General features: G+C 70.6%; 11 protein-coding genes and 1 pseudogene. 5 read left to right on the top strand and 7 right to left on the bottom strand.

Annotated features, from left to right (window positions below):
- Positions 1–93: 93 nt before the first annotated feature.
- Positions 94–528: a YdeI/OmpD-associated family protein gene (locus ACFRCG_RS02585; RefSeq protein WP_380027937.1), complete on the top strand. Its 435-nt coding sequence runs from the start codon at positions 94–96 to the stop codon at positions 526–528.
- A gap of 102 nt (positions 529–630) precedes the next feature.
- On the opposite strand, the gene ACFRCG_RS02580 is transcribed toward ACFRCG_RS02585, so the two are convergent.
- Positions 631–1,296: a nitroreductase gene (locus ACFRCG_RS02580; protein ID WP_380027936.1), complete on the bottom strand. Its 666-nt coding sequence runs from the start codon at positions 1,294–1,296 to the stop codon at positions 631–633.
- A 169-nt stretch (positions 1,297–1,465) separates the two neighbouring features.
- Entirely contained in the window at positions 1,466–2,368 is a 903-nt protein-coding gene (locus tag ACFRCG_RS02575; protein WP_380027934.1) for a LysR substrate-binding domain-containing protein, read from the bottom strand.
- Between the two features lie 190 nt (positions 2,369–2,558).
- Between ACFRCG_RS02575 and ACFRCG_RS02570 the strand changes: the two genes are divergently transcribed.
- Entirely contained in the window at positions 2,559–2,852 is a 294-nt protein-coding gene (locus tag ACFRCG_RS02570; RefSeq protein WP_380027932.1) for a DUF1330 domain-containing protein, read from the top strand.
- Positions 2,853–3,148: 296 nt separating this feature from the next.
- Here the strand turns inward: ACFRCG_RS02570 and ACFRCG_RS02565 are convergent, their stop codons facing one another.
- Complete coding sequence (locus ACFRCG_RS02565; RefSeq protein ID WP_380027930.1) at positions 3,149–3,622, bottom strand: SRPBCC family protein; 474 nt, start codon at positions 3,620–3,622, stop codon at positions 3,149–3,151.
- A gap of 397 nt (positions 3,623–4,019) precedes the next feature.
- On the opposite strand from ACFRCG_RS02565, the gene ACFRCG_RS02560 reads away from it, so the two are divergent.
- Positions 4,020–4,568 (top strand): hypothetical protein, encoded by a 549-nt coding sequence (locus ACFRCG_RS02560; RefSeq protein WP_380027928.1) that lies wholly within the window; start codon positions 4,020–4,022, stop codon positions 4,566–4,568.
- An 82-nt stretch (positions 4,569–4,650) separates the two neighbouring features.
- Complete coding sequence (locus ACFRCG_RS02555) at positions 4,651–6,477, top strand: helix-turn-helix domain-containing protein (RefSeq protein WP_380027926.1); 1,827 nt, start codon at positions 4,651–4,653, stop codon at positions 6,475–6,477.
- A 29-nt stretch (positions 6,478–6,506) separates the two neighbouring features.
- Here ACFRCG_RS02555 and ACFRCG_RS02550 read toward each other — a convergent pair whose 3' ends face one another.
- The 4 genes and pseudogenes from ACFRCG_RS02550 to ACFRCG_RS02535 form a co-directional block, all read right to left on the bottom strand.
- On the bottom strand, positions 6,507–7,655 hold the full coding sequence (locus tag ACFRCG_RS02550) for an ABC transporter substrate-binding protein (RefSeq protein WP_380027924.1): 1,149 nt from the start codon (positions 7,653–7,655) through the stop codon (positions 6,507–6,509).
- A gap of 83 nt (positions 7,656–7,738) precedes the next feature.
- A complete protein-coding gene (locus ACFRCG_RS02545; RefSeq protein WP_380027921.1) occupies positions 7,739–8,611 on the bottom strand; it encodes an ABC transporter permease in 873 nt (290 codons plus the stop codon).
- A gap of 179 nt (positions 8,612–8,790) precedes the next feature.
- A pseudogene (locus tag ACFRCG_RS02540) lies at positions 8,791–9,534 on the bottom strand (ABC transporter ATP-binding protein); the annotation flags it as partial.
- Positions 9,535–9,958: 424 nt separating this feature from the next.
- A complete protein-coding gene (locus ACFRCG_RS02535) occupies positions 9,959–11,962 on the bottom strand; it encodes a PQQ-dependent sugar dehydrogenase (RefSeq protein ID WP_380027959.1) in 2,004 nt (667 codons plus the stop codon).
- Positions 11,963–12,471: 509 nt separating this feature from the next.
- On the opposite strand from ACFRCG_RS02535, the gene ACFRCG_RS02530 reads away from it, so the two are divergent.
- A complete protein-coding gene (locus ACFRCG_RS02530; protein ID WP_380027919.1) occupies positions 12,472–13,563 on the top strand; it encodes a polyprenyl synthetase family protein in 1,092 nt (363 codons plus the stop codon).
- The last annotated feature ends 127 nt before the right edge of the window (positions 13,564–13,690 follow it).

The following is a 13,690-nucleotide window of genomic DNA, read 5'->3' as shown; positions in this document are numbered from 1 at the left end:
GCGCAGCACGCGTCGCGCCGCGCCGTTCCGGACGTGGCCCGGCGGGGCCGAGTCGCGGTAAGCCGGCAGAACAACAGGAGAAGGACAAAGATCATGAAGTTCTCGTCCCACGTCGAGCCGCCCGAGCCCATGCGGGGCCTGGAAGTTCCCCCCGAGGTGGTCGCGGCGCTCGGCAAAGGCGCGCGGCCGCCCGTGACGATCACGGTCAACGGCCATTCCTGGAAGAGCCGGGTCGCCCTCCTGCGCGGCCGCCACCTGCTCGGCCTCAGCAACGCCAACCGGCGGGCCGCGGGTGTCGCGATCGGCGAAGAGGTCGAGGTCGAGCTGAGGCTCGACACCGAGCCGCGCGTCGTAGTCGAGCCCCCGGACTTCGCCCAGGCCCTGGACGACGACCCCGTCGCCCGCACCGCCTACGACAACCTCGCCTACAGCCACAAACGCGAGCACGTGCGCGCCATCGAGACCGCGAAGAGGCCCGAAACCCGCCAACGGCGCATCGAGAAGGTCATCACCACCCTGCGGGGCTGAAACCCGAGAAGCGAGCCTGGTCGAGCATTTCTCCTTGGGTGTTCGCTTCGCTCGGCGGGCGCCATCGGCACCGACTCGTCTCCTGGGCGTCTTCGCCGGCGGTCACGTTCCCAGGAAGCTCACGGTTTCCGCCAGGTCCGCCCGGCCGGTGCGCAGCCGTGGCACGCCTTCCCTCTCGTATCCCACCGCGACACCGCAGAACAGCACGAGCCCGTCGTCGGCTTCGACGATGTGGCCGACGGTCTTGCGATACATCGTCCACATCACCTGCGGACAGCTGTGCAGTCCTTCCGCTCTCAGCAAGAGCATGACCGTCTGCAGGTACATGCCCGCGTCCCCCCACTGCCCGGGACCCATCGTCCGGTCGAGGTAGCAGAACAGCACGACGGGTGCGCCGAACGCCTCCGCGTTCACGGCGGCGATCCGGGTGGGCCTGTCGGGGTCGTCGCGCTCGATCCCCAGCGCGGCGTACCGTTGTGCGGCCGCGGCGGAAAAGCGGTCGCGATATATCGAGGCCGGTTCGGCCGGGTACATCGGGTATTCCCGCTCGTCACCCGGGTCGCCCGCCCGTGCCCTGGCGGTCGCGAGCCTCTTCAGTTCGGCCAACGGCTCGCCGGTGACGACATACACGTGCCACGGCTGGAGGTTCCCACTCGACGGAGCCCGCGTGGCGGCGGTCAGCACCCGTTCGAGTGCGTCCCTGGGCACCGGCTCGTCGCTGAACGCCCGCACGGCCCGGCGTGTGTCCACGGCTTCGTACACATCCACGTCTTGTTGTCCTCTCATCCGACGACAACCACGTCTCTACCGTCTCCGGTACGCGCGACGTGCGGCGGGGTCGCCTTCGGCGATGCGTCGTCATCACCGCGAAGTCCGCCGGGCGCGAGGTCTTCGGCCGCACCACCGCGGGCGCCCGCCTCGCTTCGCCTCCGGCGCGTCAGTCCGGCAGCCAGTGCAGCTCGTGCGCCAGGGTTTCGGCGACGGCACGGATGCGGCGGTGCAGTGGGGATTGTTCGCGGGGGAGGACCAGGTGGATCGTCAGGCTGGGCGCGCCCCGCAGCGGTCGCCAGGTGATGCCGGGCGGTGATGTCGTGACCGCGGCTTCTCCGGCCGGGGCGAGGGTGACCCCGTCGAGCAGGTCGCGCTGAGACATGTCGAAAGAGACCGCGGACGTGTGGAATCGGGGGTGTGGTCGGGTGTCTCGGAACAGTGCGGACAGCTGATCGTGGATCACGGGGTTGGTCGCCCGGTCCGGGAGTCGCAGCGGATACGCGGCCGCGTCCGCGATCTCGATCTCCGGGTGTTCGGCCAGCGGATGTTGCCGCGCCATCTGGACCCCGATGCGCTGACGCCGCAGCAGGTACCGGCGCACGCCACGGCCCGGCTGTTCGCCGCGGGTGATCCCGGCATCGATGCGGCCGTCGGCGACCGCGGGGGAGATCTCGGGAGTCGCCATCGGGACCGCGCCGACCTCGAGTCCGCTGTTGCCGCGCATCAGCCTGTCCACCAGGGCCGGTGCCGTCTCGGCCCCGGTGCTGAGGCTGTATCCGATGCTCAGTGTGCCCAGTTCACCGGCCGCCGCGCTCCGGGCGGTGTCCCATGCCCGGTCCAGCGCCGCCAGCGCGGGCGGCGCGGACTCCGCCAATGCCGCACCGGCAGTGGTCAATACGACGCTACGCGTGTTGCGGACCAGCAGGGCCGTACCGAGTTCCGCCTCCAATCGGCGCATCCGGGCGCTGAGTGCGGGCTGTGCGATACCGATCCGTGCGGCCGCGCGGGTGAAGTTCAACTCCTGTGCCAGCACCAGGAAGTACCGCAGGCTCACCGTATCCGGCGCCACGCGCACCCTCCCTGCCGATTGATAACGATCCGTTCTGAGTCTATCCGGAACCGGTCTTTCCCTCGACCGCGGATCGAGCCCTAACCTGCGCATACGGCGATTCAACCGATGGCAATACCCGTCGGCGGGATCGATCGATCCGAGTGTCGATTCGAGGCCGGACGTGTCCGACCGAGCACAGGAGGTTTCCATGGCCAAGGGCTACTGGGTCAGTGTCTACCCCGCCCTTTCCGGCGCCGAGACGCTGACCGCGTACGACAAGCTGGCCGGTCCGGCCGTGCGGGCCGGGGGCGGGCGCACCCTGTCCGTCGGCGGTCGAGTCGTCGCCCACGAGGCCGGAATCACGCAACGCGCCGTCCTGATCGAGTTCGACACCTTTGAGCAGGCCGTCGCGGCCTATGAGAGCGAGGCATACCAGAAGGCGCTGTCGGCCCTCCCCGACGGCTACGAACGCGACTTCCGCATCATCGAAGGCATCGACTGACCGGCGGGCCCGCGTCCCGGTTCGTCCTCGACGACCTGATCCTCGTCGGCGGTTCACGGGCCCGTGCGGGCTTCGCGCTCGAAGTCCGCCTCGACCAGGGGCTGTTCCCCGTGCCGGGGCCACCGGGGACGGGCCGGCGCCGCTGGGTCAAAACAGTGGCGCCGGCTCGATCCGGGAGCATACGGCGGCGGCGGCTTCGCGGGTGTCGTCGGCGTGGCCAAGCGCGTTCCGGCCTTGGTCGCCGCGACAGGGGCGCGACGACACCACCCATGCCCCGATCGGGGCCGCCGAACCCGTCAGGCCGGGTGGTGGTCGGAGACGGCGCCGAGTTCGATGTCGTATTCCAACAGGGCCTTCATCGCGCACAGGGCTGTGGCGAATCCGCCGACGGTGTCGTTCACCCAGCGCACGGCGTCGTCGCCCGAGCCCTCGAAACCGGTCTCGGTGACCTCGACGAACGTGGCTCCTTCCCCGCGCGGGGTGAACCGCAGCTCGACGGTGGTCGGCTGCCCGTAGTTGCCCCACTCGAACCGGATCAGCCGGGCGTCCCGAACCTCTTTGACCCGGACTTCGGCCGATGCACCGTACGTCTGCCACTCCCACTGCAACTCGGCGCCCGCAACCATGGGCCCGCTGCTCTTGCTGTACCAGAACCGGGAGGTCACAGCCGGGTCGGCGAAGGCGCGGAACACCTCCTCGGCGGGTTTGCGGACGATCATGCAGGCGTACGCGGCAGGGGCGCGAGAGAGCGCGAGCTCAGGCGTTTCCATCGGACAAGCATGCACCACGGGAGCCCTCGGCTCCGGGATTCGCACCCGCGCGTCCGGGACCGCCACGGCCGCGACGCCCGGGATTGCGCAGGGGCAAGTACGGCCTGCGGCTTGGGTGTTCGTTCGAGAGAGCAGGTCCGGAACAGCCTGGAGCACATCGTGGACGTGGGCCCCGGCACACGACTGTGCGGACCGGCGGATCCGCCGCCGACCGCGGCGTCCTGCGCATGGTCGCGCCGTGGATGCGGTACCACCGTCCGGTGTTCGCCTTCGCCCGTTCGAGCGACCCGAGGGCGGGTCGCTCGGACGCCCGCGTGCGGATCGACCACGCTCGGCCCGGACGGGCCCTCGACGATGCGGGGCGTACGAACGGACACAGAGAGCAGGGTGAGCGGCGATGTCGCGCAACGGGTCGATGCGAGGGTTCGTCGGGCGGTCGCTGACGATGGGCTCCGCGCTGGTGGTGCTGACCGCCGGGCAGGCCTGTGCCGTCGCTCCCCCGGTCACGGAGCCGGCCTCGGTGCCGGCCGCGGCGCCGGTTCGTGCGTCGGGTTCCGACCTGGAGGTGGTCCGGATCGATCCGGACTCCGCCGCGCCGGGCGGCACGACCACGGTGCACGCTTTGATCAACAACGCCGGGCCGGACCGGACGGCCTCACCGTTCACCGTGGTGATCACGCTGCCGGAGGGCGTGACGCCCGAGGGCCCATTCTTCCCGGAGGACTGCGCCGTGTTCCAGAACGGCCACCGGGTGCGCTGCGTCTTCCCCGCCGGTCAGCCGCGGTTTCGCATCGCCCCGGCGGTCGTCCCGGTACGGATCGCCGACACCGTTCCCATCGGCGACCTGACCGGCGGCTACGTCGCGGTCCGCGGCGAGGACGACCGGAACCCCGAAAACGACAGGCAACCGTTCACGATCCACGTCGTGGAGACCGACCGGGGCTGAGTCGGGCCGAGCCGGAACCGGCAGCCGTGCCGCCCTGCTTTGCCATACTTGTCCGCGAGTCGGAGCAAACCACGGGGGGCGCGTGGACAGGGCGGAAGCGGGCCGCGCTTTGGCGGATCGGTTGGCCGCGTTGAAAGGACGCAGCGGACTGAGCTACCACGAGTTGGGCCGGCGGGTCTTCACCAGCAGTTCGTCGCTGCACCGGTATTGCAGCGGGCGGGCGGTGCCACCGGATTACGACGTGGTGGTCCGGCTTGCCAAGGAGTGCGGGGCGGCGCCGGACGACGTGGCGGCGTTGCTGCGCGAGTGGAGTATCGCGACCGGCCCGGATCCGGATCCCGAGGACGACGCCGACCCGGACGACGACCACGACACGCAGCCGGTGCCGGCCGCGGCGCCGGGTGATGTACAAGTCCGTGCCGCGACACCGTTGCCGGCACGGGTCACCGAGTCCGCGCCCACACCGACATCACCCGAGGTGATCGCCCCCGCCGGGCGCCTTCGGCGTCGCCGGCCGTCGGTCCGCGCTCTCGCGGCCCTCGGCCTGGTTCTGATCGTCCTCGCGATGGCCTCCGACCGCCCTCCGCGAACGCCCGGGCACCCGGCCGCCGTCACGCCGATCGATGCGGTCGGCTGGACCCGGAGCCCGGAACCGGTCGGTCCCGAGCTGTTCGGCGTCACCATGAACAGTTCGTCGGGCGCGATGCCGTCGTTCCGGGTCGGCGCGTTGCGGCTGTGGGACAGCGAGACCCGCTGGGCGCAACTGGAGCCCCGGCGCGGCGAATTCGACTGGTCGACCCTCGACCGGCTGCTCGCCGGGGCGGACCGGCAGGGCCTCGACACGCTCTTCGTCTTCGGCGGTACACCGGCCTGGGCCGCGCCCGAGGCGCGCAAGGCGCCGTATCCGGACGGCTCGCGCGCCGCACCGCCCGAAGTCCCGGCGGACTGGGACGACTTCGTGCGCGCCCTCGTCCGGCACGCCGGTGATCGCATCGACGCGTACGAGCTGTGGGTGGCCGCCAACCACCCCCACCACTACAACGGCAGCGTCGAGGCGTTGGTGGAGATGACCCGCCGGGCGAGCGCCGTCATCCGCGCCGAGGACCCCGGCGCGACGGTGGTGTGTCCGTCGGTGACCGAGTTGTGGAAGCCCGAGTCGCACGACTTCCTGCTGCGGTTCGCCGCCGCGGGCGGCTACCAGTACTGCGACGCGGCGGGTGTCAAGCTCTACCAGCGGCAGATCACGGACCCGCCCGAGACCATGCTCGAAGCCGTCCGCGGCGTCGACCGGACCTTCCAGCGGGCCGGCTACCACCTGCCCCTGTGGAACACCGGCACCACGCAGACGCTGCCGCTCGACGATCCTCTCGACGAGGACACCGCCGCCGACTACGCGGTGCGTTTCTACCTCACCGGGTTGTACGCCCGAAACCGCGACCTGCGACGCATGTACTTCTACGCGTGGGGCAACGGCAAGATCCCCATAGTCGTGCAGGCCGAAGGGCAACCGCCCACCAGGGCCGGACTGTTCACCGCCCGCCTCCAACAGTGGCTCGCCCAAGCCCGGGTCGACGCCTGCGGCCACGGCCGGGGGGTCGGCCTCCCCGAGAACGTGTGGCAGTGCGAGTTCCTCGTCCCCGACGAGCTCGGCACCCCACGCCGAGCCCGCATCGTGTGGACGCACGCGGGCACCGCCGACATCCCGATCGGCCGCCGCGAGAACCGGATCCTGTTCCTCGACGGGACCGCGCGGGATGTCGACGCCCACGACACCCAACAGATCTCCGGCCGGCCGATCCTCGTCGAGTCCCGACCCGGCAGCACAACCGACCCACGAACCCAGCGCGGCACCCCGGGCGGGCGCGTCGGCGCCCCGGCCCTGGCCCGCTTGCGCCGCGTGCCGGTCTGACCGGTCCGAAGTCGACGCCGCCGGCGTGGTCAGGGTGTCGTGTGGCCCACGGCCTCGGCGTAGAAGGAGCGGTCGACGAGTTTGTCCTCCGGCAGCGCCGGGGCCTCGATGACCTTGCCCTCGATGTACATGCTCTGGACCCGGTCGGTCGTGCCGCCGCGGATCTCCCAGTCGACCACCTGCGCGGGCACGGACTTCAGCAGTTCGGGTTTGCTGCCGAGCGTCGTCGCCAACTCCGCGACGAAGGCCGGGTCCTGCTTGTAGTCGCCGGCGAAGTAGGTGTTCACGGTGCGGATCAGCGCGCGCAGGAACGCGACGCCGGCGTCCCGGTTCTTCTCCAGGAGGTTTTGCCCGTAGAGCATTCCGCCGAGCGGCTCGCCGGCCGGCTGACCACCCAGGAAGGTGTACTCCGGCTTGCCTTCGAAGTCCTTCCAGACCGGATCGAGCAGCCACGCGGCGTCGATGCCGCCGTTTTTGAACGCCTCGGGCACACCCGCACCGTCCAGTTGCTGGAACGAGACCTCGGTGGGCTTCGTCTTGTGCCGGGCGAGCACACTCTGGATCGGGTACATGATCACCGACGTCTTGCCCACGAGCGTCCCGAAGCGCGCGTTCTTGAGGTCGACCGCGTCTCCGGTCCGGCCGTTCTTGACCTTGGCCCAGACTCCGGTTTTGGATTCGGGCGCCGCCGAATAGTTGCCCGCGACCCACTTGATGTCGAAGCCCTGCTTGACCGCGTTGACCATGCCGGCCTCGGGCGCCGAATACAGCACGTCCACCTGGCCCTTGGCGAGCAGCGTGATCGCGTCGGTGGCCGGCATCTGCTTGAGTTCGACGTCCAGGCCCTCCTTGGCGAACTCGCCCTTGGCGATCGCGGTGCGCAGTGGGCCGAGGTATTCGGCCGACAACGATCCCGCGGTCACGGTGAGTTTCGCCTTCTGCGCGAGCGGCTTGGCGGCGGGCGAACCCGCGGCGCAGCGCGCGGGCTTGCGGGTCGGGGCCAGGTCGGCCGGGTCGGTCCACGCCTTCTCGCAGCCGGCGACCGGCTCGATCGCCCGCTTGGGCTGCGGGGACTTGGACCGGTCCGAACCGGAGTCGGAGGAACCGCCGCCGCACGCGGCGAGCAGTGCGGTGCACGCCAACAGTGCGGTGGTGGTGAGGAATCCACGTCTCGCCATGATGTGCCTTTCGGGGTCGGTGCGCCCGGTGGTGTTCGGGCCGGCCGGGCACGAACCGGCCCGGCCGAGGTGGTGACGTCGGGTCAGGACTGCCCGGGGCCGCGGTCGCGCGGTGCCCACGGGGTGCACAGCCGGCCCACGCGGCGGATCAGCTCGGAGAACAGCACTCCGACGATGGCGACCACGATGATCCCGACGAACATCGCGCGGTTGTCGAAGAGTTGCCGGGAGTTGAAGATCACGTAGCCCAAGCCCTTGTTGTCGGGCGAGGCGATTCCTTCGGAGGCGATGATGACCAGTACCGCGACGCCCGCCGAGATCCGCAGGCCCACCATCACCTGCGGCAGCGACGCGGGCAGCAACACGTGTCGGAACATCTGCCAGGGGCCGGCGCCGAAGACCGCTCCGGCCTCGCGGTAGCCGTCGGGCACGGCGATGACCGCGGCCATCGTGGCGATCCAGACGAAGAAGAACACCGTCACGGCGACGAGCGCGATGTGCGGCGCCTCGCCGAGGCCGAACATGGTCATGAAGATCGGCAGGAGCGCGAGCTTCGGCACCACGTACAGGGCGTCCAGGGTGGGTTCGAGCGCGGCCCGGATCAGGGCGTTGGTACCCATCAGGAGGCCGACGACGAATCCGCCGAGGGCGCCGATCGCGTAGCCGGGCAGGACCCGGGCGAGTGTGGCCCACACGTCGGGCCACAGTTTGCCGTCGGTGGCGTCGGACCAGCCGTCCGCGACGATGGTCGAGGGCGCGGGGTAGAGCCGATCGTCGATCCACCCCTGCTTCGCGGCGAGTTGCCACCACAGCAGGAGCAGCACGGGAACGGCGACGGCCAGGCCGACCTCCAGGAGTCGGCGTCGCGTGCGCGCCCGGCCGGGGTCACGCTCCGCGGCGCCCGGCTCGCGGACCAGCACCCGGATCGGCGCGGTGTCCTTCACGGTGACCGTCACGGTGCGACCTCCTTCTTGCCCGATTCCCGATCGTGGTTGCGCGCGCCGCCCTGGGTCCGGTCCTGGACCGGGTGCGCGTCCGGGCCCGTTTCGTGATCCGGCTCCGTCTCCCGGCCCACACCCCTCCCCTGCTCTCGCTTCGCCTGCCGCTTCGGGTCCGTCTCCTGCTCCGGGCCGGTCGCCTGCTCGACCTCTCCGCGCAGCAGTTCCCACAGTTCGGCCTGCATCGCGGCGAACTCCGGTGACCTGCGCACCTCTCCGGTGCGGGGGCGGACGAACGGCGGTACCCGCTCGGCGATCAGTCGCCCCGGGCGCGCGGACATCACCAGGACGCGGTCGCCGAGGACCAGCGCCTCCTCCAGACTGTGCGTGACGAACAGGACGGTGCGCTTGTCGGCCTGGCAGATCTCGAGGAGTTCGTCCTGCAGGATCGTCCGCAGTTGCGCGTCCAGGGCCGCGAACGGCTCGTCCATGAGCAGGATTTCCGGCTCGACCGCGAGGGCCCGCGCGATCGACACGCGCTGCTGCATGCCGCCGGACAGGGCCGCGGGGTAGCGGTCGGCGAAGTCCGCGAGTCCGAGTCGGCCCAGCCAGTCGCGTGCTCGGGCGTTCGCCTCCTTGCGGGGCACCCGACGCAGGTCCAGGCCGAACCGGACGTTCGCCAGCACCGTCTTCCACGGGCTGATGCCGTAGTTCTGGAACACCATCGCCGCGGGGTTCGCGGTCGCGGCCGTCACCTCGACGCGGCCGGCGGTCGGCTTGACCAGGCCGGCCACGATCCGCAGGAAGGTGGATTTGCCGCACCCGGACGGGCCGACGATGCAGCAGAACTCTCCGGCCGCGACCTCCAATTCGAGGGGCCCGAGCGCGTGCACGCGACTCGCGCCGCGACCGAACCGGCGCTCGACCCCGGCAGCTCGGATCCTGCCGGCCTGCGCGGCCGGCTCGGGCGGTTCCTGGCCCACGTGTCTCACCCCTGAAGTCCGTACGATCCGTCGTTCCTCGCAACCAGTGCCATATGCGCGCGAGTTCGAGCACACCCGGTGCCCCCACCGGAGTCGATCATTCCGCTCGACCGGCGTGACGATATGACGATGCGTCAGATTTCACAATCGATAGGATCGACAAGACGACATTGATCTTGAGACACGCGGCAACCCGAACCCGGGCACCCCACCGACACACCATCGACTGGGAAACCGACGGCGGGAGGGTGTTTGTCGGGGTCGGCCGGGGCTGTTTGTCGCCGCCGCGCGAGGTGGGTCGGCCGGATGCCGAGGTGGTTCGCCGTGCCCGCAACCGGGCCGGGCCGCGGCGGGCTCGGTCCGGTTGGGGCGGGGCGGAGGGTCAGGGGTTGGCCGGTGGTGGTGTGGTGTCCCGGTTCGGCGCGCCGTCCCAAGTGGCGGAGGCCGTGGCCGTCGGCTCGGGCCTGCCCGGCGCCGCGGCGACGCCGTTCGAGTAGACGATGTCGATCAGCAGGATCCGGTCGTTGCCCGCCGTGCCGTCCTTGTCCGTGGACGTGGTGAGCCAGATGTCCCCGTCGGGGTCGACCTCCACGGTGCGCAGCCGGTCGTACGTGCCCTCGAAGTACGCCTTCTGCTCGACCAGGTTGGAGTCGGAGTCGATGCGCAGCCGGTAGACGCGTTGGCCCCGGGTCGTGGCCACGAACACGTAGTCGTTGATGATGGTCAGGCCGCTCGGCGAGGCGGCCGACACCGGCCAGGTCTTCTTCGGCGCGATGTACCCGGCGCAACTACCCTCGGTGCCTTGGCAGTTGGGCCAGCCGTAGTTGCCCCCCTTCTGGATCAGGTTGACCTCGTCCATGATGTTGTCGCCGAACTCCGCCTGCCAGAGCCGGCCCTGGGAGTCGAAGTCCAGGCCCTGCGGATTGCGGTGCCCGATGGACCAGACGGCGTTGCCGAACGGGTTGTCCGACGGGATCGAGCCGTCCGCGTTGATGCGCAGGATCTTGCCGTTCAGGGAGTTCTTGTCCTGCGCCCGGGAGTCGTTCTGGGCGTCGCCCATGCCGGCGTACAGCTTGCCGTCGGGGCCGAAGCGAAGCCGTCCGCCGTTGTGGAAGCGGCTCTTGGCCATGCCGGCCAGCAGGACCTTGTAGCCGCTGAGCGTGTTGTTCTCCAGCTTCATCCGGGCGATGCGGTTGCCGTCGGTCGAGGTGTGCAGGAAGTACAGGTAGTGGTCGGTGGCGAAGTTCGGGGAGACCTCCAGCCCCATGAGGCCGCCCTCGCCGCCGGTGGTCTGCGAGTCGGGTACCTTGCCGAGCTTCGTCTTCTGGCCGGATTTGGTCAGTCGGTAGACGTCGAAGGTGTTGCGCTCGGTGTAGATCCCGGAGCCGTCCGGCAGGAACGCCACGCCCCAGGCCACATCCACACCACTGGCCAGGGTCTTCACGGTGCCCGGATCGGGAACGCCGCCCGCCTGGGAACCGGCGGTGGTGACGCTGATCTCCGGGCCGAACGCCGACCGGTTGCCCTTGGCGTCGAAGGCCCGCACCTTGAACCGGTACGCCGTGGCCGCCTTCAGGCCGGCGACGGTCGTGGACGCGGTCTCCGAGGTGCCGGCGGCGGCGCCGTCTCGGTAGATGTCATACCCCGTGACCTGCACATTGTCCGTGGACGGGGCCCAGGCCAGGTCGACGCTCGTCGCGGTCTTGCCGGTGGCGCGCAGCCCCTGCGGCACACTCGGCGCCTCGACGTCGGGCGGCGCGGGCAGCGTGGCGATGGTGACCGCGTTGCTGGCGTCGGAGACGTTCGGGACGGCGTCGCGTGCGAAGACGGTCCAGTCGTAGTCGGTTTCCGGCGTCAGGCCGGTGACCGTGGTGGCCGTCGTGGAGCCGTCGACCTGCTTCATGAGTTGGCCGTGCTGGTAGACGTCGTACCCGGTGACCTTCACGTTGTCGGTGGCCGCGTCCCAGGCCAGCGACACGGAAGTGGTGGTCGACTCCTTGTCCTTGCGCAGGTTCTTCGGGGCCGTCGGCTTCTCGGTGTCGGCCGGGCCCTGCGGGGTGACGACCAGGCTGTCGAGGTTGGGACCGTCCACGCCCGAGGTGGTGGCGCGGATCCTGTTGGTACCGGCGGCCAGTGTCGTCGTGACCGAGGCCGTCTTCCAGGTCGTCCAGGCGCCGGTGCCGGGGAAGGGGAGATCGTTGGCGGCCTGGGTGCCGTTGACCGTGATGTCCAGCGGCCGGTCGACGGAAGTGCCGTTGGCGTAGCGGAAGTCCAGCTTCGTGGCGCCCGACTGCTCCGCCTGGACGGTGAACTCGACGTACGCGTCGGAGACCGCGTCGAAGTTCACGAAGCCGGTGCCGGTGTGGCCGGCGTGGTTGGACTCCACCTTGCCCTTGACGACTTGGGCGGCCTCCGCCTCGTACGTGGCGGCGGCGCGAGGGAGGGGAAGTGAGTGGGCGGCGGGCAGCGCCACGCAGAGCGAGGCGGTGGTGGCCGCGGCCACCAGGGCGCCGAACGCCCTGGCCGGCCGGGGTTTGTTGGGTCTCACGGTGTCCTCCAGCGAAGAGGGACCGAGCGCGGGGGGCGGCTCGGCGGCTCGTGGTGCTCCCCGAGCGGGCCGCTGCGAACGTCTTCGCGGTGGGCGATTTCCGGCAACGGTCTTTCACGCGGGGGAAGTTGGCGCTGGACCTGGATAGTTAGGAAAGTTTCCTAACTGGTGATGGAGCACGCTAGAGCCCGATAAGGCACCTGTCAACGGGTCACGCGCCACCGGACGCGCGCCCGCGAATCCGTCCATCGAGGCCGATGCGCGCGGACCCCGAGCCCGCGCCGCGTGGTCGGCGGGACCGGCCCGGCAGTGACGGGGTCCTCGCGGTGGCGTGCAACCCTGATTCGGTGAACGACGCCTTGACAGCCGCCCTACAACGTGCGGCCGGCCACCAGCAGCGGTTCGAAGTCCGCTTCGCGGCCTATTTCGACGCCCTGACCGATCCGGCGAGTGGCGCCCTGGACCTGCCGCCGCACGGCGCTTTTCCCCGCCAGGCCCTCGACCTGGTACGCGAGTTGTCGCTGCGCGGCGGCAAACGCCTTCGGGTCGCCCTGCTGCACGAGGCCGCCGCCCTGGTCACGCACGAGCCGGTGCCCGGGCTCGACGATGCCGCCGTGAGCATCGAACTGCTGCACACCCACGGCCTGATCCACGACGACATCATCGACGACGCGGCCGTACGCCGAGGCGGCCCGTCCACCTACTACGCCTACCGCGGCCGATTCCCCGACCGACCCGACGTCGCCCTCGCCCTGGCCGTCCTCGCCGGCGACCTGGCCGCGTTCCTGTCCATGCGCGTCCTCCTCGCCGGCGACCTGCCACCCGCCCGCATCCCGGCCATGGCCGCCGTTCCCGCCGATGCGGGGGCCGCCATGATCAACGGGCAGATCCTGGACCTGGAACGCGACTTCCATCCCGCCGCCGACATCGGGCTCCTGCACACCGTCACCGAATACAAGTCGACCCGCTACTCGGTGCTCGCCCCGCTGCGCCTGGGCCTGCTCGCCACCGGCGCCGACATCGCTCCGTACGAGGGCGAACTGCGCGCCTACGCCACCGCGGTGGGCATCGCCAACCAGATCCACGACGACTGGCTCGACCTGTTCGGCGACTCGGCGGCCCTCGGCAAACCCCTCGGATCCGACATCCGTACCGGGCGACGCAGCTACGTCGTCCGCGCCCTCCTGGCGGCGGCCGACGACGCCGAACGCAAGGTGGTGGACGCCGTCCTGGGAGATCCGGCCTGTGACGACGACGCCCTCGACCGGATCCGCCGGATCGCGCGCGCCCACGGCATCGACAGCGGCCTGCGAGCCGACGCCGAGCACCACGCGCGAGAGGCGGCGGCGCGGGCCGGCACGTGGGGTGAGCGATGGCGGCCGGAGGCCGTGGCGTTCTTCGAACACCTGCCGGCCTGGTCCGTCACGCGCGATCGGTAGTAACCGGTGTAAACCGACGCCGCCCGCCACCGGCGCATCCACCCCGCGGCCGGGACACGCCCGAACCGCGGGCCCCACCCCAACCGGCCAGACGTTCATGATCACTTCACCGGAAGGTCGATTCGAA

Source organism: Embleya sp. NPDC056575 (assembly GCF_042793325.1).
Taxonomy (GTDB): Bacteria; Actinomycetota; Actinomycetes; order Streptomycetales; family Streptomycetaceae; genus Embleya.
Note: the sequence above shows the minus strand (reverse complement) of the source record. Positions and strands in the feature narration are given on the sequence as shown.